Annotated in this window: 20 protein-coding genes; 16 read left to right on the top strand and 4 right to left on the bottom strand. The window is 49.6% G+C overall.

Annotated features, from left to right (window positions below; genetic code table 11):
* Positions 1–27: 27 nt before the first annotated feature.
* A complete protein-coding gene (locus HOY33_RS02865; RefSeq protein ID WP_172288351.1) occupies positions 28–1,749 on the bottom strand; it encodes a methyl-accepting chemotaxis protein in 1,722 nt (573 codons plus the stop codon).
* Between the two features lie 1,391 nt (positions 1,750–3,140).
* On the opposite strand from HOY33_RS02865, the gene flhD reads away from it, so the two are divergent.
* The 15 genes from flhD to HOY33_RS02790 all read left to right on the top strand — a co-directional run bounded on the left by flhD (position 3,141) and on the right by HOY33_RS02790 (position 19,187).
* Complete coding sequence (gene flhD / locus HOY33_RS02860; protein WP_109053302.1) at positions 3,141–3,491, top strand: flagellar transcriptional regulator FlhD; 351 nt, start codon at positions 3,141–3,143, stop codon at positions 3,489–3,491.
* Positions 3,492–3,493: 2 nt separating this feature from the next.
* A complete protein-coding gene (gene flhC / locus HOY33_RS02855; protein ID WP_172288349.1) occupies positions 3,494–4,072 on the top strand; it encodes a flagellar transcriptional regulator FlhC in 579 nt (192 codons plus the stop codon).
* 135 nt (positions 4,073–4,207) lie between these two features.
* Positions 4,208–5,095: a flagellar motor stator protein MotA gene (gene motA / locus HOY33_RS02850; RefSeq protein WP_172288347.1), complete on the top strand. Its 888-nt coding sequence runs from the start codon at positions 4,208–4,210 to the stop codon at positions 5,093–5,095.
* Positions 5,092–6,141, top strand: coding sequence for a flagellar motor protein MotB (motB, locus tag HOY33_RS02845; protein WP_172288345.1), 1,050 nt, complete (start codon positions 5,092–5,094; stop codon positions 6,139–6,141). The genes motA and motB overlap by 4 nt, the downstream gene beginning before the upstream one ends.
* A gap of 42 nt (positions 6,142–6,183) precedes the next feature.
* The gene (gene cheA / locus HOY33_RS02840) at positions 6,184–8,211 is read left to right on the top strand and encodes a chemotaxis protein CheA (protein WP_172288826.1); all 2,028 of its coding nucleotides are present in this window, start codon (positions 6,184–6,186) and stop codon (positions 8,209–8,211) included.
* Between the two features lie 35 nt (positions 8,212–8,246).
* Positions 8,247–8,744, top strand: a complete 498-nt coding sequence (gene cheW / locus HOY33_RS02835) for a chemotaxis protein CheW (RefSeq protein ID WP_172288343.1) — start codon at positions 8,247–8,249, stop codon at positions 8,742–8,744.
* Positions 8,745–8,878: 134 nt separating this feature from the next.
* The gene (locus HOY33_RS02830; protein WP_172288341.1) at positions 8,879–10,564 is read left to right on the top strand and encodes a methyl-accepting chemotaxis protein; all 1,686 of its coding nucleotides are present in this window, start codon (positions 8,879–8,881) and stop codon (positions 10,562–10,564) included.
* Between the two features lie 64 nt (positions 10,565–10,628).
* Positions 10,629–12,266 (top strand): methyl-accepting chemotaxis protein, encoded by a 1,638-nt coding sequence (locus HOY33_RS02825; RefSeq protein ID WP_172288339.1) that lies wholly within the window; start codon positions 10,629–10,631, stop codon positions 12,264–12,266.
* A gap of 18 nt (positions 12,267–12,284) precedes the next feature.
* Positions 12,285–13,157: a protein-glutamate O-methyltransferase CheR gene (gene cheR / locus HOY33_RS02820; RefSeq protein WP_172288337.1), complete on the top strand. Its 873-nt coding sequence runs from the start codon at positions 12,285–12,287 to the stop codon at positions 13,155–13,157.
* Positions 13,157–14,209: a chemotaxis response regulator protein-glutamate methylesterase gene (locus HOY33_RS02815; RefSeq protein WP_172288335.1), complete on the top strand. Its 1,053-nt coding sequence runs from the start codon at positions 13,157–13,159 to the stop codon at positions 14,207–14,209. Before cheR ends, HOY33_RS02815 begins: the two co-directional genes overlap by 1 nt.
* A 38-nt stretch (positions 14,210–14,247) precedes the next feature.
* The gene (gene cheY, locus HOY33_RS02810) at positions 14,248–14,637 is read left to right on the top strand and encodes a chemotaxis response regulator CheY (protein WP_009113347.1); all 390 of its coding nucleotides are present in this window, start codon (positions 14,248–14,250) and stop codon (positions 14,635–14,637) included.
* A gap of 9 nt (positions 14,638–14,646) precedes the next feature.
* Positions 14,647–15,294, top strand: coding sequence for a protein phosphatase CheZ (gene cheZ / locus HOY33_RS02805; RefSeq protein ID WP_172288333.1), 648 nt, complete (start codon positions 14,647–14,649; stop codon positions 15,292–15,294).
* Between the two features lie 257 nt (positions 15,295–15,551).
* Positions 15,552–16,703 (top strand): flagellar biosynthesis protein FlhB, encoded by a 1,152-nt coding sequence (gene flhB, locus HOY33_RS02800; protein ID WP_172288331.1) that lies wholly within the window; start codon positions 15,552–15,554, stop codon positions 16,701–16,703.
* A complete protein-coding gene (flhA, locus tag HOY33_RS02795; RefSeq protein ID WP_172288329.1) occupies positions 16,696–18,780 on the top strand; it encodes a flagellar biosynthesis protein FlhA in 2,085 nt (694 codons plus the stop codon). The genes flhB and flhA overlap by 8 nt, the downstream gene beginning before the upstream one ends.
* The gene (locus HOY33_RS02790) at positions 18,777–19,187 is read left to right on the top strand and encodes a flagellar protein FlhE (protein WP_172288327.1); all 411 of its coding nucleotides are present in this window, start codon (positions 18,777–18,779) and stop codon (positions 19,185–19,187) included. Before flhA ends, HOY33_RS02790 begins: the two co-directional genes overlap by 4 nt.
* 40 nt (positions 19,188–19,227) lie before the next feature.
* On the opposite strand, the gene HOY33_RS02785 is transcribed toward HOY33_RS02790, so the two are convergent.
* From HOY33_RS02785 to flgA, 3 genes are all read right to left on the bottom strand, one after another.
* Positions 19,228–19,680 (bottom strand): flagella synthesis protein FlgN, encoded by a 453-nt coding sequence (locus tag HOY33_RS02785; RefSeq protein WP_172288325.1) that lies wholly within the window; start codon positions 19,678–19,680, stop codon positions 19,228–19,230.
* On the bottom strand, positions 19,677–19,982 hold the full coding sequence (flgM, locus tag HOY33_RS02780; protein ID WP_172288323.1) for a flagellar biosynthesis anti-sigma factor FlgM: 306 nt from the start codon (positions 19,980–19,982) through the stop codon (positions 19,677–19,679). The genes HOY33_RS02785 and flgM overlap by 4 nt, the downstream gene beginning before the upstream one ends.
* Positions 19,983–20,063: 81 nt before the next feature.
* Entirely contained in the window at positions 20,064–20,774 is a 711-nt protein-coding gene (gene flgA / locus HOY33_RS02775) for a flagellar basal body P-ring formation chaperone FlgA (protein WP_172288321.1), read from the bottom strand.
* Positions 20,775–20,994: 220 nt separating this feature from the next.
* Between flgA and flgB the strand changes: the two genes are divergently transcribed.
* Positions 20,995–21,408, top strand: a complete 414-nt coding sequence (gene flgB / locus HOY33_RS02770; protein ID WP_172288319.1) for a flagellar basal body rod protein FlgB — start codon at positions 20,995–20,997, stop codon at positions 21,406–21,408.

Raw genomic sequence — 21,408 nt, 5'->3', positions numbered from 1 at the left:
ACCTGCTACGGGCGTTAGTCCGCTATGTTAAAAGGTTTCCCAATGTTCTTTACCCGATGGTTTTTTTTGCTGGGGCAATGCCAGTGAGGAGGGGGATTGTGTTGATATGGCCGCCCGGGATGCAGGGGCGGCGGTGTTCGTTTTTGACTGATGCTCGGACAGAATAAATGTCGCCACGGCACGGGTCAACAGCGCGGCCTGCTCTTCCAGAGAAGCCGCCGCGGCGCTGGCTTCTTGTACTAAAGCCGCGTTCTGCTGGGTTACGCTGTCCATTTCAGAAATAGCCTGACCGACCTGAGTGATACCACGACTCTGTTCATCAGAGGCGGTGGCAATTTCTCCCATGATATCTGTTACGTTAGTTACTGCATCAACGATCTCTTTCATGGTTTGACCGGCGTTATCAACCAGCACCGATCCGTTATTAACCAAATCCACTGATTCCGAGATCAATGTTTCTATCTCTTTTGCCGCTTGCGCGCTGCGCTGCGCCAGACTGCGAACTTCACTGGCAACCACGGCAAAACCTCTGCCTTGTTCGCCGGCTCTGGCGGCTTCAACCGCCGCATTTAATGCCAGAATGTTTGTCTGGAAGGCGATGCTGTTAATTACGCTGGTAATTTCAGATATTTTTCTGGAACTGCCTGAAATATTATTCATTGTATTAACGACGTTGGCGACAATATCCCCGCCTTTTTTCGCTTTATCTGAGGCATTGGCGGCAAGTTGACTCGCGTGATGCGCATTCTCAGAGTTCTGTTTCACCGTGGCGGTCAACTGTTCCATGCTGGCGGCGGTTTCCTCCAGCGCCGAAGCCTGCTGCTCTGTCCGGGAGGAAAGATCGATATTGCCGGATGAGATCTCAGTAGAACCTTGATAGATTGAGTCTGCGCTTTCGCGTACGGTTGTTACCGTGTTAACCAACGAAAACTGCATCTGTTGCACGTTTTGCCCCAACAAGCCGATTTCATTTTTACCATATTTTTCAGATTTTTGGGTGAGCTCTCCTTGTGCTATACGTTGGATACGGCCGACTAACTGGTTCATCGGTTTAATTAATGCGCGTTGGAGAAGCAAAAACGTCACTAATGTTAATGCGATGGAAATAGCGAAGCTGGCGCCCATCAGCGAATAGCCGCGTAGGGCATTTTCTTGCGCGGCTTCATTAAGCGATTGAGCGCGTTGCACCCGATAGTCAAGAGCCTGAGCCAGCGGGATGTTATACGCCAGATCCAACCTGCGGGTTTCTTCCGATTCATGCGATAACACTTCCTCGAATAATCCTTCTTTGGCTGAATCGATAAGCGGCATGATCCCCTGGTTGACATAAGCCTCATAGGCGTTACGCAGTTCTACGTCAAAAGCGGCCTCGCGTTCACTTTTTTCCGCACGCTGCTCATAAAAGTCAAATGCCTGTTTGGAGCGTTCAATTCGCGACATAGCCAGCTTTAAATTCTCGCTAAAGACGGCGGTATCGCCAATGCGGGCCGCCGCCGCCGCATGAATCAACAACAGACGCGCAGTTCGCAAATGGTTGGTGCTATCCGAGATTTCCGCACGAACATCGCTTTCGTGTATCACATTTGCCAGCGAACGGTTGCTGTTTTGCAAAAAATAACTGGACGCGCCTATCGATAAGGCAAACAACAGCATGATACCCCCGAGAATAATGACGAATAAAGGGACTAGCCGTAAATTGCTTAACAAGCCAGTTTTACCCTGCTGCTCAGGTCTTGAATTTATTGTCATATCTATCCGCTCATTGTCAGAAGAAGTCATTATAATTTACGCTGCTGCTGGCTCGCAGCATTGGCATTTCAGTTTAAAAGTCTGTGTTGACGACACTCTGTTAACCTGATGCCTAATGTAAAAGATAATCGGCAAATTTGGATAAACCTTAATAAGGTTCAGTGCGATCTATGTCACGTTTTTAACTCTTTAAGCGAAAATAAAATCGATTGTTGTTAAATCCTAAATATTGGTAAATGTTTGATGAAAGGAAATTAGTAACGTGAAGCAACTGCTACTTTGGGATTAGACTGCTCCCGGTTGGCTGTAGTGCAATAAATTAAATATAAACACGGGTGTGGTTTCCTTTTTGTCAGTCCTTGTATGAACTCAATATTCGGGGTGCGATAAGGTTAATGCGTTTATAATTTCATGTCAGGTGTTTCCGGTGACGAATCGATTAAATTTTATATCTATCATGATGGAGAAATTAAACGACTTTCGATTATATGCGATTACATTAACTTTATCGTCTGGTAGAGCAGCATCGTTTATTGTTTTTTCCTAAATCTAATCGAAACATTTGTCGTTAGTTTCTATTATCTGAATAATCTATTTTCAGTAATCAAAATTGGTAAATTGTCAGGCCGGCTTTCTATATTACAACAGTTTCTGTCGTTTTTTATTTTTCCGGATATGAAGAAATAGAGAATCGTAATGCATGAGCGTAAGGAGGGAAACGTGGCTCCTGCATGCATTGCGACTTTCTGCTGGGGCGTCGCGCATCAACCATCAAAAGGATCGGCGGGGTGACGAGTAAGCGAGGGGGTGAGACTGCTTCATTTCGTAAGGAAATGAACGTTTTTAGTAAAAAGCACAAGCAGTTATCTCGATGTCAATTCGCTGTGCGGTCGTAAATTCTATTTTTTTCTTATTTATCATTCAGATAGCGTATAAAGAGTTTTTTTTCACCATAAATGATGCTTTTTTGTAACGCTTAATGCTAATTTTTGTGTGAAAAATGAGTAATTCAGAACGCTTGCTAGATGAAAAATCACGCGTAGTGCTTTCATTTTTGTGATCGCTATCACATAATCACTAAAATCATTCTTCAGTCGCGTTGTATGTGCTACGGATAAGGCGGTACAGTTGCTCTGTTTTAGGATTAATCCTATGCTCTGGTTGTAACAGAGACCTTGAAGGGCTTTGAAGAGCTGGAAGACGAATGGATTCGATGCGTAATGGATGCATGATGAGAGTTGGCGGAAGTACTTACTATCCTGCATTGAAAAGAGTAACTGCATTTGGCGCTGATAGTTTTTTATGCCATCAATGGAGAGTGATTTTTGAACTGGGCGATATGGTCTATCACCTAACTTATGTTCTAAACATAGCCTGTCGGGATGGGAAATATGGGTACCTCTGAATTACTCAAACACATTTATGACATTAATCTGTCTTATTTGTTACTGGCACAACGCTTAATTAATGATGAAAAAGCCTCTGCGATGTTTCGTCTGGGCATTGATGAAGCGATGGCGGATATGCTGATGCAGCTGACTTTGCCGCAGATGGTCAAATTGGCTGAAACCAACCAACTGATATGTCATTTCCGTTTTAACGATCACAATACCATCAAGCTCTTGACTCAAGAATCACGTGTGGATGATTTACAGCAAATTCATACGGGTATTTTGTTGTCGAGTCATTTATTACAACAGTTAACTTCGAAAGAAGAAAATCTGCCTAAGAAAAGGGCATAGTGATGGCGGAGAAAAGTATTGTTCAGGAAGCGAAAGACATCCAGTTAGCAATGGAACTCATTTCTCTGGGTGCGCGTTTGCAGATGCTGGAAAGTGAAACACAACTAAGCCGCGGGCGCCTGATTAAGCTATATAAAGAACTTAGAGGAAGTCCTCCGCCAAAGGGAATGCTGCCTTTTTCAACGGATTGGTTTATGACCTGGGAACAGAATATTCATTCATCCATGTTCTATAACGCTTATAGTTTTTTGCTGAAAAATGGGCAATGCAGCGGTGTCGAGGCGGTCATTAAGGCTTATCGGCTGTATTTAGAGCAATGTTCACCGCATAATGATACGCCCTTGCTGGCGTTAACGCGGGCCTGGACTCTGGTTCGATTTGTTGATAGCGGGATGCTGCAACTCTCAGCATGTCACTGCTGTAACGGTATGTTTATCACTCACGCACACCAGCCAAAAAACAGTTTTGTCTGTAGCTTATGCCAGCCCCCTTCCAGGGCGGTAAAAAGACGTAAACTTTCGCAAAATCTTGCCGATATAATACCTCAACTGCTGGATGAACAGGTAAAACACGCAGTCTGAGCTTGGTAGCGATTTGTGAATCTATCACTGTTTGTTATTGAGGACAGTGATAGATTTCTCCTCAAGTAATTCCTGGCTTCAAACCGCTGCGTTTTATCTCATTTTCCGCCCACCTTTTTACATTAAGGAATTCTTGTGCTGGTTATATTGGGTTATATCGTGATTGTGGGCTCGATACTTGGCGGTTATCTCATGGTCGGTGGGGCCCTGGGCGCGCTTTATCAACCTGCTGAGGTATTGATTATCGCCGGTGCGGCCCTGGGGGCTTTTATCGTCGGCAATAATGGCAAAGCGATAAAAGCAACCATGAGGGCCTTGCCGCTTCTGGTCAAAGGATCCAAATACAATAAAGCGTTGTATATGGATCTCATGGCGTTGCTTTTTCGCCTGATGGCCAAGTCCCGCCAACAGGGTATGCTCTCCTTAGAGTTTGATATTGATAATCCACGAGAAAGCGAAATTTTTTCAAGCTATCCCCGCATCTTGGCAGACAATAATATTGTTGAGTTTATTACCGACTATCTGCGCTTGATGGTGAGCGGCAATATGAACGCGTTTGAAATTGAAACGCTGATGGATGAAGAAATCGAAACGGTCGAACATGAAAGCGATGTTCCGGCCAACAGTCTGGCGATGGTCGGCGATGCATTACCGGCGTTCGGTATTGTTGCCGCGGTAATGGGAGTTGTTCATTCTCTGGCGTATGTCGATCGTCCCGCCGCTGAACTCGGAATGATGATCGCCCACGCAATGGTGGGGACTTTCCTGGGCATTTTGCTGGCCTATGGATTCGTTTCTCCATTGGCAACGTTGCTTCGTCAGAAAAACTCTGAAAAAGTAAAGGTTTTACAATGTATTAAAGTTACCTTGCTTTCCAGCCTTAACGGTTATGCACCGCAAATTGCGGTAGAGTTTGGTCGTAAGACGTTGTATTCGACTGAACGACCTTCCTTTATCGAACTGGAAGAACATATCCGTCGGGTGAAAGCTCCCGCTCAGCAGGCAGCGGAAAATGACGCATGAAACACCAGCACCCCATTATTCGTAAAAAACGTAAGTCCGGGCACGCCGCTCACCACGGCGGCTCCTGGAAAATTGCGTATGCTGACTTTATGACGGCGATGATGGCATTGTTCCTGGTGATGTGGCTGATTGCGATTTCTACGCCAATGCAGCTTGCCCAGATTGCGGAATATTTCCGAACTCCGCTAAAAATAGCCTTAACCACCGGTTCTAAGGTCAGTGAGAGTTCCAGCGTGATCCCCGGCGGTGGCGATGATCCGACACAGCAGGAGGGCGAGGTTAAAAAGACCGTGAAAATGGATACGCTGGAAGGGCGATTAGACGAAATCCGTTTGAACAGGCTGCGAGAAAGATTAGATCAGCTTATTGAAGCAGACCCAAGGTTACGCGCTTTACGTCCGCATTTGTTGATCGAGATGGTGGATGAAGGGCTGCGTATACAGATTATTGATAGCCAGAATCGCCCGATGTTTAAAACGGGCAGTGCGCAGGTGGAACCTTATATGCGTGACATTCTGCGTGCGATCGCGCCTATCTTAAATGATATTCCGAATAAATTGAGTATCTCCGGTCATACCGACGATGTGCAGTACGCCAGCGGCGAGCGTGGCTACAGCAACTGGGAATTATCAGCCGACCGCGCGAATGCTTCCCGTCGTGAGCTTCTCATCGGAGGGTTGGCTGACGGTAAAGTGCTTCGGGTGGTCGGTATGGCGGCGACGATGGGCCTGAAGCAGGCGAGCGGCGGCAGTGATGCTATCAATCGTCGAATCAGTCTGTTGGTGCTCAATAGGCAGGCGCAAAGGAATATTGAACACGAAAATGCGGAGCGCAACGCAGTAGATATCGATAACGCGGACAATTTACAAAATATGGAGTTGGAAAATCCTAAACCTACCGCTCCATCTGCCGACAATAGTAATAATATGGATGGGAGTGGTGAAACTCCGCCGCAACCCGTTAATGGAGTTCCTGCTCCGGAGCGTCAACAGCCAACTACTGAGTTGCCTGCTGCGCCGGACAGTCAGGCGACGCCTTCTCAATAATAAGCCGCGATTCACAGCAGAGGTGACCACGTGAGCATGGATATGAGCGCTTTCTATCAAACATTCTTTGATGAAGCAGACGAATTACTGGCGGATATGGAACAGCACTTATTGTTGCTCGATCCCCTGGAACCCGATACGGAACAAATGAATGCCATTTTCCGCGCCGCTCACTCAATAAAGGGGGGGGCCGGAACATTTGGCTTTACTGTTTTACAGGAAACAACCCATCTTTTAGAAAATCTACTTGATGGTGCGCGACGTGGTGAAATGCGTCTTAGCACCGATATCATCAACCTGTTTTTGGAAACAAAAGATATTATGCAGGATCAGTTGGACGCTTATAAAACCGCACAGGAGCCCAATGCCGAGAGCTTTGAGTATATCTGTCAGGCTCTGCGCCAACTGGCTTTAGAGTCTCAGGCAGATGCCGCCGCGACTCAGGCCGCTCCCGCTCCTGGTGCGGCGGAGCAGAATAGCGCTGCTCCTAAAACGCCAGCGTCGGCAGGGCAGGGCGAGATACGTATTGCGCTTACCGGCCTCAAGTCGCAGGAAATTCCCCAAATGCTGGAGGAGCTTGGTAATCTGGGCACGGTGAAAGACACGCACCAGACCGATAGCAGCGTGGAAGTCACTTTAGAGACTTCCGCCAGTGAAGAAGATATCAGCGCGGTTTTGTGTTTTGTGTTGGAGCCTGAGCAGATCAGCTTTAATCCCGGAGCAGCCAGCCAGCCGGAAGCGGCTGTTGCAGACGCTCAACCGGCGATCAAAGAGCCAGTGGCCGAGGCCGCGCCTGCCGCGCCGGCGGCTAAAACTGCCGCCGCACCTGCCGTTGCAAAACCGCATGTCGTCCACGATGCGGCGAAGAACCGCAGTAAAACGGGTGATACCAGTATCCGCGTGGCGGTAGAGAAGGTTGATCAGCTCATTAACCTGGTCGGCGAATTAGTCATTACCCAATCCATGTTGGCACAGCAGTCAAGTGAACTGGACCCGGTTGTACACGGCGACTTGCTGAATAGCATGGGGCAACTGGAACGTAATGCCCGCGATTTACAAGAGTCGGTCATGTCTATTCGTATGATGCCGATGGAGTATGTTTTCAGCCGGTTCCCGCGCCTAGTCCGCGATCTCGCGGCCAAGTTGGACAAGCAGGTAGAGCTGACGCTGCTTGGCAGTTCCACTGAATTAGACAAGAGCCTGATCGAACGTATTATCGATCCTCTTACCCACCTGGTGCGCAATAGTCTCGATCACGGCATCGAATCACCAGAGAAGCGTATTGCCGCCGGTAAGTCTGAAGTCGGTAATCTGACGCTGTCCGCCGAACACCAAGGCGGTAATATCTGCATTGAAGTGGTGGATGACGGCGCCGGGCTGAACCGGGAAAGGATTTTGGCCAAGGCGATTTCACAAGGGCTGACCGTGAGCGACGGCATGTCTGATGAGGAAATCGGCATGCTGATCTTCGCTCCCGGTTTTTCGACTGCGGAAAAAGTGACCGACGTTTCCGGGCGTGGCGTGGGTATGGATGTGGTGAAACGTAATATTCAGGAAATGGGCGGGCACGTTGAAATCCATTTCCAGGCCGGGAAAGGAACGACTATCCGGATTCTGCTGCCGTTAACACTGGCTATTCTTGATGGGATGTCTGTCAAAGTAAATAACGAAGTCTTTATTCTGCCGCTTAATGCGGTTATGGAATCATTGCAGCCACAGGCGGAAGATATCTATCCATTGGCCGGCGGCGAACGGGTTTTACAAGTACGTGGCGAGTATTTGCCATTAGTCGAACTGTTTCATATTTTTGATGTTGATGGCGCTAAGACCGATGCGACTCAGGGTATCGTGGTGATCCTGCAAAGTGCGGGCCGCCGTTATGCATTGCTGGTGGATCAGTTGATCGGACAGCATCAGGTTGTCGTTAAAAATCTGGAAAGTAATTATCGCAAGGTGCCAGGTGTTTCCGCCGCTACTATTTTAGGTGACGGTAGTGTTGCGTTGATTGTGGATGTATCGGCGTTACAGGCGCTTAATCGTGAAAAGCGTGTGGTTGAAACCGCTGCTTGAAAATAAAATAGCTAGTTGAATAAAGGGTGGAAAACATGACTGGACTTGCAAACGTCGCGAAATTAGCCGGTGAAACTGTAGGACAGGAGTTCTTAATTTTTACGCTGGGCGATGAAGAATACGGTGTTGATATCTTAAAGGTACAGGAAATTCGTGGTTACGATCAGGTAACCCGGATCGCCAATACGCCGACTTTCATTAAAGGCGTCACCAACCTGCGTGGCGTAATTGTGCCTATTGTTGATTTGCGTATTAAATTTGCTCAACAAGAAGTTGATTATGACGACAACACTGTCGTTATCGTGTTGAATCTCGGACAGCGTGTTGTCGGGATTGTCGTCGATGGCGTCTCTGATGTGCTTTCTTTAACTGCCGACCAGATCCGCCCAGCGCCTGAGTTTGCCGTTACCTTGTCAACTGAATATTTGACCGGGTTGGGCTCATTAGGTGAAAGGATGCTGATCCTGGTTGATATTGAAAAACTTCTCAGCAGTGAAGAAATGGCACTGGTCGACAGTGTAATGAAAGTCTGATTTATCACTTATTTGTGTGGGTCGCTCACAAGTGGCCCGCACCTCTCCTTCAAGCCCCTTCGATCTAAGAAATCATAAAGATATTCAGAACAATGCCGATACTACCGGTAGTTGCTCTACTCAAAGGATATGATATGTTCACTCGCATGAAAGTTGTTACAAGTTTGATACTTATATTGGTATTATTTGGCGCACTTCAGCTTATATCTGGCGGACTGTTTTTCAGTGCGCTAAAAGATGATAAAGATATTTTTAGTTCGACTCAGATTATTAATCAGAAAAAATCAGAATTAGATGCAACCTGGTCATATTTGCTGCAAACGAGAAATACGCTAAACCGGGCAGGTATTCGCGTGGCGCTGGACACGGAAGGGCGGGGAGCGGGCGCTGCGTTTGATGAATTACTCAATCTGGCCAAAACACAGTTGAATTCTGCCGGTACGCATTTTGCCAATTATGAGAAAACGGCACTTGTCATGCAGCAGGATGCGGCGGTAGCCAATGCGGTGAAAGAAAATTATGTGGCGCTGTATCAGGCTCTGTCAGAGCTGGTTCAGTTCCTCAGCAGCAATGAATTTGAAAAATTTGTCGAACAACCTACCCAGGGGTTTCAGGACAATTTTGAACGGGCTTATTACGCCTATCAGGCTGATAGTGAGAAGCTGCATCAGTCGGGTATCGCTGAAAACGACGACGCTTATCATTCCTCGCTGTGGATACTAGGCACAATCATCGCGCTGGTTTTTTTATTGGCGTTAATTACCTGGATGGGTATCCAACGCATATTGATTACGCCATTAAATCATATTGTTGAACATATTCGGCATATCGCCAGGGGAGACCTGACGAAAGCTATCCATTTTCACAGCAAAAATGAAATGGGGATACTGGCGGGCAGTATCCGGGATATGCAGAGTGAATTGGTTACCACGGTAAGCGCGGTGCGTCAGGGAACGGATGCGATTTATACCGGCGCGACCGAAATTAGCGCCGGCAACAACGATCTCTCTTCGCGTACCGAGCAGCAGGCCGCCGCGCTGGAAGAAACGGCCGCCAGCATGGAACAATTGACCTCGACGGTGAAGCAGAATGCCGAGAATGCCCGTCAGGCCAGCCAACTGGCGTTAAGCGCCTCAGAGACCGCGCAGCGAGGCGGCAAGGTCGTCGATAATGTGGTCAAAACGATGCACAATATTGCCGGCAGCTCGCAAAAAATTGCCGATATTACCAGTGTGATTGACGGCATCGCTTTCCAGACCAATATTCTGGCGCTGAATGCCGCCGTCGAAGCGGCGCGGGCAGGGGAGCAAGGGCGTGGCTTTGCAGTTGTCGCCGGCGAGGTTCGTAGTCTGGCCCAGCGTAGCGCACAGGCTGCAAAAGAAATTAAAGGTTTGATTGAAGATTCCGTCAGCCGTGTCGATGAAGGTTCTGTGCTGGTTGAAAGTGCAGGTGAAACCATGGAGGAGATTGTCAGTGCGGTAACCCGGGTTACTGACATTATGGGCGAAATTGCCTCCGCGTCTGACGAGCAAAGTAAAGGGATCGATCAGGTCAGCCAGGCTATCACGGAAATGGACAGCGTAACGCAGCAAAACTCCGCGTTGGTTGAGGAGTCTGCCTCTGCGGCCGTCGCATTAGAAGAGCAGGTTCGTATTCTCAACCAGGCTGTGGCGGTATTCCGCCTTTCAGAGGCGAATACAAGCATGAATAAAGCGCCGCAAGCGGAAAGTCGTCAGAAACCTGCGCTGTTGGCGGCATCTACGAATGCGGATAAAAAGTCGAAAGAAGGCCACTCGACAGAGAATTGGGAAACGTTCTAAACCTAACCAATATCAATCTGTCGTAAAGGTTTTTTGGCTTAATAGGAAAGTTAAGGGATATTGAATGTTTCGGCGGATCCGTATTTCCACCAGCTTGTTTTTATTGTTGATGGTGTTTTTCGTTATACAGTTGGCATCAAGTAGTTTCTCGTTTAACGGGTTTCGGGCGGACTACCGGAATTTCACGCAGGTAAATGTGGGAAGCCAGCAGCGGGATGCATTGACGATGAGTTGGGTCGCGTTGCTGCAAACGCGTAATACATTGAACCGGGCGGCAACACGTGCTGCCCGCAATGTTGCTCAGGAGCAGGTATCGGTTCTGATGACCAGCGCCAGAGCGTATTTGGCTCAGGCGGACGGACATTTTAAACAGTATCTTGCCGTTCCCAGAATAACCGATAAGGGCGTGGAACTGACGGATAACGTAAGGGTGAGCTATGAGAAGCTTCATGCCGCCCTCGCTGAATTGATTATGTTTTTGGACAGCGGGCAATTGCAGCCGTTTCTTGATCAGCCGACACAGTCTTTTCAGGATAACTTTGAAGTTAACTTTTCAGCCTATCTGGAATATGTAAATGGGCATTTGAAAGTGGCCGGAGAGAGTAGTCGACAATCTTATTCCGACTCTAAATGGTCGTTCGGTATTGTGGTCACGCTATCGATTCTGATTACGCTGCTCGGATTAGTTTGGTTGAAAAAGGCGTTATTACAGCCGTTGGACATGATGCGTGAGCATTTTGAGCGCATTGCTGACGGCAATCTTGCTGAAAAAATTGCCGACTTTGGACGCAACGAAATAGGCGTTATGTATAGCGCCTTGCAAACAATGCAGGCTTCGCTGGCGGGGATGGTTCATTCCGTCAGACAGGGAACTGACGCCATGTTACATGGCGTGCAGGAGATATCCGCCGGCAATGATGATTTGTCTTCCCGAACGGAAGAGCAGGCCTCGGCTCTGGAAGAAACCGCCGCCAGCATGGAGCAATTGACGTCGATAGTGAAACAGAACGCCGATAATGCTCACCAGGCGGCGAAACTGGCGCAGCAGACCTCGGTTACGGCGCGTAAGGGCGGTGAAATAACGGATAATGTCGTGATAACGATGCAGCATATCGCATTGAGCTCACAAAAAATCAGCGACATAACCAGCGTCATTGATGGCATTGCCTTTCAGACCAATATTTTGGCATTAAACGCGGCGGTGGAAGCGGCCAGAGCAGGCGAACAGGGAAGGGGTTTTGCCGTCGTGGCGGGTGAAGTACGGAGTTTGGCGCAGCGCAGCGCGCAAGCGGCCAAAGAAATCAAAGGGCTGATTGATGAGTCTGCCAGCCGTGTCCTGCAAGGTTCTGAATTGGTTGAATCGGCGGGTAGCACGATGAGTGATATTGTTCGATCTGTGGCACAGGTTACAGATATTATGGGTGAAATCGCATCAGCTTCCGATGAACAGAGTCGGGGAATAGAGCAGGTCGCTCAAGCTGTCACGGAGATGGATAGCGTTACCCAACAAAATGCGGCTTTGGTGGAACAGGCATCTTCTGCGGTCAGATCGCTAGCGGAACAGGCCGGGATGCTCACCAGTACAGTGTCAGTTTTTAATCTCGCATCATCAAGAGATGAATACCTGATAAATGATAACAAAGACAAACCTGCTATAGCTGTAAGGGAAAGTTCAGATTGGAAAACACCATCGCAAAATTAGATATTCGAGCGGTTTGATATGAAAAGTTCACCATCGCAAAATCGCCCTGAATCTGCCTCGATCCTGACGCAGATGGTAGACCGGTTGCCATTGTCGGATGTTCATTTCCGGCGCATCAGCCAGTTAATTTATCAGCGGGCCGGCATCGTGCTGGCCGATCATAAAAGAGAAATGGTTTACAACCGTCTGGTGCGACGTTTGCGTTTGCTTGGAATAACTGATTTTGGCCAATACCTGGCATTGCTGGAATCCGATCCCAACAGTGCTGAATGGCAGGCCTTTGTGAATGCGCTAACCACCAACCTGACGGCTTTTTTTCGGGAAGCCCATCACTTTCCGATACTGGCGGAACATGCACGTAAGCGCCCTAATGGCTATACCGTCTGGAGTACGGCGGCGTCAACCGGCGAAGAGCCTTATTCTCTGGCGATGACGCTGGCCGAGGTTTTGGGTAACCGCGTCAGCGGCTGCCAGGTATGGGCCAGCGACATTGATACGCAAGTGCTGGAAAAAGCCACGGCCGGCATATATCGGCAGGAGGAATTGCGTTCGCTTTCCCCACAGCAGATGCAGCGCTTCTTTTTGCGCGGCACCGGCCCGCATAGCGGGTTGGTGCGTGTTCGCCCGGAACTGGCCTCTATGGTGCATTTCCAGCAATTAAACCTGTTGGCGCCCGAGTGGTCGATTCCTGCTCCGTTTGATGCCATTTTTTGTCGTAATGTTATGATTTATTTCGATAAAGAAACACAGGAACGCATTTTACGCCGATTTGTTCCGTTGCTTAAACCGGGCGGGCTGTTATTTGCCGGTCATTCAGAGAATTTCAGTCAGATCAGCCGGGAATTCTATCTGCGCGGGCAGACTGTTTATGGACTGGCTAAGGAAAGATAATGAGCAAGATTAAAGTGTTGTGTGTTGATGATTCTGCCCTTATGCGTCAGATCATGACTGAAATCATTAACAGCCACCCTGATATGGAAGTGGTTGCCACGGCGCCGGATCCACTGGTCGCCCGCGACTTGATTAAAAAATTCAATCCGCAGGTATTAACACTGGATGTCGAAATGCCGCGCATGGATGGATTGGATTTTCTGGAAAAATTAATGCGCCTGCGCCCGATGCCGGTTGTTATGGTGTCGTCCCTGACCGGGAAAGGTTCTGAAATCACACTGCGCGCTTTGGAATTGGGCGCCATCGATTTTGTGACCAAACCGCAATTAGGTATTCGTGAAGGCATGCTGGCGTACAGCGAACTTATCGCTGAGAAAATCCGCATGGCCGCTAAGGCGCGATTGCCGCAGCGCAGCAAAACCAATGAGCCGATGGCGATGATTCAACATACGCCATTGCTCAGCAGTGAGAAATTGATCGCCATTGGCGCATCGACAGGGGGAACGGAGGCGATACGCCACGTGTTGCAGCCCCTGCCTCCGACCAGCCCGGCATTGCTGATTACTCAGCATATGCCGCCGGGATTTACCAAATCTTTCGCTGAGCGTCTGAATAAGCTATGTCAGATTACCGTGAAGGAAGCTGAGGATGGTGAGCGTGTTTTGCCAGGACATGCGTATATTGCTCCGGGAGCCCGGCATCTTGAATTGGCACGCAGCGGTGCGAATTATCAGGTGCGTTTAAATGATGGTCCGCCGGTTAACCGTCACCGTCCATCAGTTGACGTATTATTTCGTTCGGTCGCGCAGTATGCCGGACGAAATGCCGTAGGGGTCATCCTTACGGGAATGGGAAACGACGGAGCTGCCGGTTTGTTGGAACTTCATCAGGCCGGTGCCTATACCCTGGCACAAAACGAGGCGAGTTGCGTGGTATTTGGTATGCCGCGTGAAGCTATCGCTATGGGGGGCGTCGACGAAGTGGTGGATTTGCACCAGGTTAGTCAGCGGATGCTGGCTCAAATCTCTGCCGGACAGGCATTACGTATATAAGCAGCTCCCGGTGAGCAATAAATATTTTAGGAGTAGGTATGGCCGACAAAGAACTCAGGTTTTTAGTAGTAGATGATTTTTCGACAATGCGCCGAATTGTTCGCAACCTGCTAAAGGAACTGGGCTTTAATAACGTAGAAGAAGCGGAAGACGGTGCTGACGCGCTGAACAAGCTTCGTGCCGGTGCTTTTGATTTCGTCATCTCTGACTGGAATATGCCCAATATGGATGGTTTGGAATTGCTGCAAACCATTCGTGCCGACGGCGCGCTTTCAAAGCTCCCGGTATTGATGGTCACCGCGGAAGCGAAGAAAGAAAATATTATCGCCGCAGCACAGGCTGGTGCTAGTGGTTACGTAGTTAAACCATTTACTGCTGCTACCCTGGAAGAGAAGCTGAGTAAGATTTTCGAAAAACTGGGTATGTAAGGGGATCTTATGACGTCACATCCGATGCCGCCCGTGAACGACACCGCTTCGGCCACCGAGATTATTTCTCGTATTGGTCAATTGACTCGCATGCTGCGTGACAGCCTGCGGGAGTTAGGACTGGATAATGCGATTGCAGAAGCGGCGGAAGCTATCCCTGATGCCCGCGATCGTCTTGACTATGTCGTGCAAATGACCGCCCAGGCGGCAGAGCGGGCACTAAGCTGTGTTGAAGCCGCACAGCCACGTCAGAATCAGCTGGAAGCTGATGCTAAATCGCTGAAGACTCGTTGGGATCAATGGTTTGAAAATCCTATTGAGCTGGCCGATGCGCGCGAGTTGGTGACCGATACGCGTAGCTACCTTGAGGATGTCCCGCAACATACCTCATTTACCAACGCGCAACTGCTGGAAATCATGATGGCTCAAGACTTCCAGGATCTTACCGGTCAGGTCATCAAGCGCATGATGGATGTTATTCAGGAAATTGAAAAACAATTACTGATGGTGCTGCTGGAAAATATGCCGGAGAAACCGGCTACGCCCAAACGCGCCAATGACGGTCTGTTAAACGGTCCTCAGGTGGATAAAACCGCGGCGGGCGTTGTCTCTAATCAGGATCAGGTCGATGATCTGTTAGATAGCCTGGGGTTCTAGTTCCAGAGATTAAAAACAGCGTGTGTCGCATAACACCGTCACACACGCGAGTTGAGATGCATAAGCATAATCTTTAGCTATTTATGGCCGTTTTATCCGGCCGTAAATAGTTAAGCCGTTTTCTTCCCCTAATGACTCCTTTACTATCCGCTAAAGAAACGTAAGTTTCTCCCGTTGTTCCAGCCATAAAGTTTTTCCATATTTGTCATGCTAGGCAGCAAATCCCTATCCCAGGTAGTAACAACAGGAACGCTGAAGTGGCTGAAGATAGCGATCTGGAAAAAACAGAATCCCCCACTCCCCATAAAGAGGAGAAGGCGCGTGAAGATGGTCAGATCCCCCGTTCCCGTGAATTGACTTCTATTTTGATGCTGACCGTCGGGCTGACGATACTGTGGGTGGGCGGAGAAGCGATGGCCAGAAAGCTGACGGCGATGATTGCCGACGGGCTGTATTTCAACCACGCGATCATCAATGATGATAAGCAGATGCTGCGGCAGCTTGGGCGACTGCTTAAACATGCGGTGATGGCGCTGCTGCCGATTATGGGGGGCGCGGTGTTGGTCGCGCTTTCTGCGCCTATGCTGCTTGGCGGGCTTCTGTTCAGTACTAAATCGCTTAAGGTTGATTTGAAGAAACTGAACCCGCTAACCGGGCTGAAGCGAATTTTTTCCAGCCAGGCGCTGGCCGAGTTATTCAAAGGGATATTGAAATCATCCATGGTCGGTGGGATTACCGGCTGGTTTCTTTGGCATAACTGGCCGCATATGCTGCACCTGATTAGCGAACCGCCGGTAGCGGCGCTAGGCGATGCGCTTAATCTGATTAGCATATGCGGGCTGTTTATTCTGATGGGGCTTATCCCCATGGTAGCATTTGATGTGTTCTGGCAGATCTGGAGCCATATCAAAAAATTGCGCATGACCAAGCAGGAAATACGTGACGAGCACAAGGAACATGAAGGCGATCCGCACGTAAAAGGACGTATTCGTCAGCAACAGCGGGCCATGGCGCAGCGAAGAATGATGTCTGATGTGCCCAAGGCCGATGTCATTGTCACCAACCCGACGCACTATGCGGTGGCGCTGAAATACGATGAAAAGAAGATGAATGCGCCTAAAGTGTTGGCAAAAGGCGCGGGCGAGATTGCCTTGCGTATCCGTGAAATCGGTGTAGAACACCGAGTCCCCGTGCTTGAGGCACCACCGCTGGCTCGGGCGCTATACCGTCATTCCGAAGTGGGAAAACATATTCCTGCCGAATTATATTCTGCGGTTGCCGAAGTGTTGGCGTGGGTCTATCAGCTCCGACGCTGGCGGCGCGAAGGGGGATTGATACCGCGCAAACCTGAACATTTACCTGTGCCAGACGCCCTGGACTTTGCGAGAGAGAACGATACTGATGGCTAATCTGGCCGCATTGCTGCGTTTACCCAGTAATTTTAAAAGCACCCAATGGCAGATTCTGGCGGGACCGATACTGATCCTGTTGATTTTGTCGATGATGGTACTGCCGCTGCCCCCTTTTATTCTGGATCTGCTGTTTACTTTCAATATTGCCTTATCGATTATGGTACTGCTGGTGGCAATGTTCACCCAGCGTACGTTGGAGTTCGCCGCATTCCCGACCATTCTGCTGTTTTCCACGTTGCTGCGTTTGTCGCTGAACGTGGCTTCGACGCGTATTATTTTGCTGGAAGGGCACACCGGAACGGCGGCCGCCGGGAAAGTGGTTGAATCCTTTGGGCACTTTCTGGTAGGCGGTAATTTCGCCATCGGTATCGTGGTATTCATCATTCTGGTTCTGATCAACTTTATGGTGATCACCAAAGGTGCCGGGCGTATCGCCGAAGTGGGCGCGCGCTTTGTATTGGACGGTATGCCAGGGAAGCAGATGGCGATCGACGCCGACCTCAACGCCGGATTGATCGGCGAGGACGAGGCGAAAAAACGGCGTTCCGAAGTTACTCAGGAAGCCGACTTTTATGGTTCGATGGACGGTGCGAGCAAGTTTGTGCGTGGCGATGCCATCGCCGGGTTGATGATTATGGTCATTAACATTGTCGGCGGATTAATGGTTGGGATACTACAGCATGACATGCCGCTTGCGCAGGCGGCGGAGAGCTATACGCTGCTCACCATCGGCGATGGCCTGGTGGCGCAAATTCCCGCCTTGGTAATCTCGACCGCCGCGGGGGTGATTGTTACCCGCGTCAGCACCGATCAGGATGTCGGGCAGCAGATGGTCACCCAATTGTTTAATAATCCCCGGGTGATGATATTGAGCGCGGCGGTGCTGGGGCTGATCGGGTTGGTTCCCGGTATGCCCAATTTTGTATTTTTGCTGTTTACCACAGCGCTGTTGGCGTTGGCCTGGTGGATGAGAGGCGCACAGGTGGCGGATACTCCCTCCGGTAGCGCTGAACCCGCGGTTAAAGAAAACCAGCCAATCATTGAAGCCAGCTGGGCGGATGTGCAACTGGAAGACCCGCTGGGTATGGAAGTGGGGTATCGGTTGATTCCCATGGTCGACTCCCAGCAGAATGGCGAGTTATTGGGCAGGATCCGCAGTATTCGTAAGAAGTTCGCCCAGGAAATGGGGTACTTACCGCCGGTCGTCCATATCCGGGATAACCTGGAGTTGCAGCCGGCCGGGTATCGCATTTTGATGAACGGCGTTGAGATTGGGCAGGGCGAGGCGCACCCCGGTCGCTGGATGGCGATTAATCCAGGTAATGCCATTGGCAAGCTGCCAGGGGACGTCACTCAGGATCCGGCTTTTGGTTTACCTGCCGTATGGATCGAAAGCGCATTGAAAGAGCAGGCTCAGGCTCAGGGATTCACCGTGGTTGAGGCAAGCACGGTGGTAGCCACGCATCTTAATCACCTGATTACTGTACATGCCCGCGATCTATTTGGTCGTCAGGAAGCCATGCAATTGATGGAGCGGGTTACCAAAGAAATGCCAAAGCTGACGGAGGATTTTATTCCTGGCGTCGTCACGCTCACCGTATTGCATAAGATATTACAGAATTTGCTGGCTGAGCGGGTGTCGATTAAAGATATGCGAACAATTATTGAAACCATATCAGAACACGCGGCGATACAAAAAGATCCCAATGAGCTGACGGTGGTTGTTCGTGTTGCCTTAGGACGCGCCATTACCCAGCAATGGTTCCCTGGGCAGGATGAAATACAGGTGATAGGCCTGGATTTCGGTCTGGAAAAAATACTGCTGCAAGCGTTGCAAAACGGCGGCGGATTAGAGCCTGGCTTGGCCGATCGGGTGTTGGAACAAGCGAAGCAGGCCGTGCAGCAACAGGAAGCGCTCAATGCCCCGCCGGTTTTATTGGTCAATCATGCCCTGCGCCCGCTGTTGGCGCGCTTTTTACGCCGTAATGTCCCACAACTGGTGGTGTTGTCGAATCAGGAAATCAACGACAATCGCCAGATACATATGACGTCGGTAATTGGTGCGACGAAATGAAAAAACTCGCTTTGCTATTACTGCCGTTTTTTATCCAGACCGCGCTGGCGGCTGATGGTAGCTGGGAAGGCAGCGGTGCAAACGTCGTGATAAGCCAGCGTGGCATTGCTACCTCATCTCCGGTTATGCGCTCCCAGGGGGCGCTTCCTCCCGGCCGTGTGGTAACTTCCATTCATTGGAATTATAAACTACAGGCGTTGCCGCCATCAGGAATGCGGGTCGCATTATGCACGCCGGGTCTTTGTGTTCCGTTGGATGGGGGGAGCGGCAGAACTCAGGCTTTGCAGGGGATTGATGCTAATAATCCGCTGTACTTTTTATATCAGCTACCGGGGAAAGGGGCGATTAGGCCACCAGTAAGAGTGCTGAGCTACCAGGTATTGGTTAACTACCGCGATCGGGATTAACTATCTGCCATACTCATTTATCAATATTAACCACGACGCTTCACACGCCAAATTTCCTGCCTAGTTTACTTCCCTGCCGGTGAGACTGACCGTCCGGCCCGTAGAGGTTTTGCTGGCTTTTCTTTTCCAGAAAACCAAGCGCGTCTTGCGTATGTTTCAAATGTTGTTCAAGCAGAAGGCCATTGCGATGATTATTCTGGCTTAGATTACGGGTCTGACTCTGGATAGCCAGCCAGGACTCGTTAAGTTCGGGATGCCGATCGTAAGGCGCGGTAATGGAGAGCGTTTGCTCCATTTGAATGCGTAACTTGTCGAAATGATCGAGTGTAGACAACTGTTCATTTTTATTTTCAGTCAGACGATGCAAAAAAGCGGCATTGACATTACCGGCGCTTAACACCTGCTGTTCTTGGGTTAGTATCTCATCTAGCTGCCGCAGCGCATCCTGGATGCGGGTCAGAATATCGAACATGTCCGTAGCCGATGCGGTCATAATCCGTCTATTCCTGATTGCGCTTCGGCAATGAGTGCGTCCGCTATTTTACCGGTATCGATTTTTAGTTCGCCGTTGCGAATAGCCTGCTTCAGACTTTCAACTTTTTCGATATCGATATCGAACTCGCTTGATTGAGTCAGTTGCGTCTGGGCATTGCTGATATTGACCTGCGTTTCAGTAGCGACCGTACTCTGCACCGGTGTCTGGCTGGTCTTGTTTTTGGCATGAGGGAGTAACTCTGTCTCTTGGCTTTGAACAGATTTTACCCCTGATATCGGGCGTGTACTATCGATACTCATGATGTCCTCTCGGGTCGTTATGGCAAACAGCTAACGGGTTATGACTAATTCATCGGCTAACTGAGCAAAATCTTTAATTATTTATAACGCAACCTTAACGGTACCGTCAGCTTCCACCGAGCCATTCACTATCTGACCAGAATTCATTCTGACTCTGACTTTATCATTCAATACGGCATTGTTCATTACTTTACCTTCACTGCTGATGTTAAAACCGTCCCCGCTGGCAATGACCTGTACTGTTTGCCCGGATTTGACCGCCCACGGCTGACGGAACATTCTTTCCTGTAGCGGTTGTCCGGCGCCGATCATCCGTTGGCTGACGGAACCCAGGACCCGGCCGGGCTCGGTTACCGGTATGGTGGCGAGGGTATCGAGCCTTCCTCGCTGCCGTTTGATATCCTCAACGCTAATTTTATGTTTCGGGGGAATTGGGCGCGCGGTCACAAGATACTCTCCCGTTACCTGAACGCTGGTCTGTATGAAATACCTATCAGAACCACAGGTGACTCTGATACTCAGATTGCCCCATATTTTATTGCGCGAAGGGAGGGCAAACTGCGGCGCGGCGCAGTCAGGCAGGCCGGCGTTCGGCGTCTTTATCTTCACATCGATACGTTCGACGGGGATAGTAATCTGCTGACGGATAAATGTTTCTATTTGCGAGGACAGCGTTTGTGGCGATGAGGTTTGTGAAGATGATGCTTTTGGATAAGGCTCACTGGCGAAGGCCGGCCCGACCGCCAGCAGAGCCAAAGCGACGTTAAACCAAACCAGTCGATTGCCCCCCATGATTTGCCCTCGTCAATTGATTTAAAGCCTTAATCAGCAACGTTACATTGCCGGGAATCTATTCCACCGTCGGTAGTGTACCTTTTCGCCACTTCCTCCAATCGGGAAATTAGCCATTCATTTCCCGCTTATTCCAGCGATAGGGGTATCTCTATCCCGTTTATGCTATCTGCACTGGATAGTGTCTGCCGATGTAAATTCCCTGGGAGAAAGTAGAGAGATGCTGGACAAACTTGATGCGGCTTTACGCTTTCAACAAGAAGCACTGAATTTGCGTGCGCAGCGGCAGGAGATTCTGGCCGGCAATATCGCCAATGCGGATACGCCAGGTTATCAGGCGCGCGATATCGATTTTTCCACCGAACTGACTAAAGCCATTGAGCAAGGCCGGGCGTCCGGTTCGGAGCTTTCTCTCGCCGTGACATCATCCCGGCACATCCCCGCGCAAACGTCGTCGCCGCCATCGTTGGACTTGTTGTATCGGATACCCGATCAGCCAGCATTGGATGGTAATACGGTCGATATGGATCGGGAAAGAACCAATTTTGCCGATAATAGCCTGCGTTATCAAACCAGCCTTACCGTTTTGAGCGGGCAGATTAAAGGCATGACGTCAGTGTTACAGGATAAATAA

It is taken from the genome of Brenneria sp. hezel4-2-4 (assembly GCF_013155275.1).
Taxonomy (GTDB): Bacteria; Pseudomonadota; Gammaproteobacteria; order Enterobacterales; family Enterobacteriaceae; genus Brenneria.
This window is presented reverse-complemented; position numbering and strand designations above follow the sequence as displayed.

Coding starts and splice junctions, on each gene's coding strand:
- cheR (WP_172288337.1), top strand. CDS start 12,285: ATGAAAAGTTCACCATCGCAAAATCGCCCTGAATCTGCCTCGATCCTG.
- flgA (WP_172288321.1), bottom strand. CDS start 20,774: ATGGGGGGCAATCGACTGGTTTGGTTTAACGTCGCTTTGGCTCTGCTG.
- flhC (WP_172288349.1), top strand. CDS start 3,494: ATGGCGGAGAAAAGTATTGTTCAGGAAGCGAAAGACATCCAGTTAGCA.
- flhA (WP_172288329.1), top strand. CDS start 16,696: ATGGCTAATCTGGCCGCATTGCTGCGTTTACCCAGTAATTTTAAAAGC.
- HOY33_RS02785 (WP_172288325.1), bottom strand. CDS start 19,680: ATGACCGCATCGGCTACGGACATGTTCGATATTCTGACCCGCATCCAG.
- cheY (WP_009113347.1), top strand. CDS start 14,248: ATGGCCGACAAAGAACTCAGGTTTTTAGTAGTAGATGATTTTTCGACA.
- flgB (WP_172288319.1), top strand. CDS start 20,995: ATGCTGGACAAACTTGATGCGGCTTTACGCTTTCAACAAGAAGCACTG.
- cheZ (WP_172288333.1), top strand. CDS start 14,647: ATGACGTCACATCCGATGCCGCCCGTGAACGACACCGCTTCGGCCACC.
- cheA (WP_172288826.1), top strand. CDS start 6,184: ATGAGCGCTTTCTATCAAACATTCTTTGATGAAGCAGACGAATTACTG.
- HOY33_RS02830 (WP_172288341.1), top strand. CDS start 8,879: ATGTTCACTCGCATGAAAGTTGTTACAAGTTTGATACTTATATTGGTA.
- HOY33_RS02815 (WP_172288335.1), top strand. CDS start 13,157: ATGAGCAAGATTAAAGTGTTGTGTGTTGATGATTCTGCCCTTATGCGT.
- HOY33_RS02825 (WP_172288339.1), top strand. CDS start 10,629: ATGTTTCGGCGGATCCGTATTTCCACCAGCTTGTTTTTATTGTTGATG.
- HOY33_RS02790 (WP_172288327.1), top strand. CDS start 18,777: ATGAAAAAACTCGCTTTGCTATTACTGCCGTTTTTTATCCAGACCGCG.
- flgM (WP_172288323.1), bottom strand. CDS start 19,982: ATGAGTATCGATAGTACACGCCCGATATCAGGGGTAAAATCTGTTCAA.
- flhD (WP_109053302.1), top strand. CDS start 3,141: ATGGGTACCTCTGAATTACTCAAACACATTTATGACATTAATCTGTCT.
- HOY33_RS02865 (WP_172288351.1), bottom strand. CDS start 1,749: ATGACAATAAATTCAAGACCTGAGCAGCAGGGTAAAACTGGCTTGTTA.
- cheW (WP_172288343.1), top strand. CDS start 8,247: ATGACTGGACTTGCAAACGTCGCGAAATTAGCCGGTGAAACTGTAGGA.
- motB (WP_172288345.1), top strand. CDS start 5,092: ATGAAACACCAGCACCCCATTATTCGTAAAAAACGTAAGTCCGGGCAC.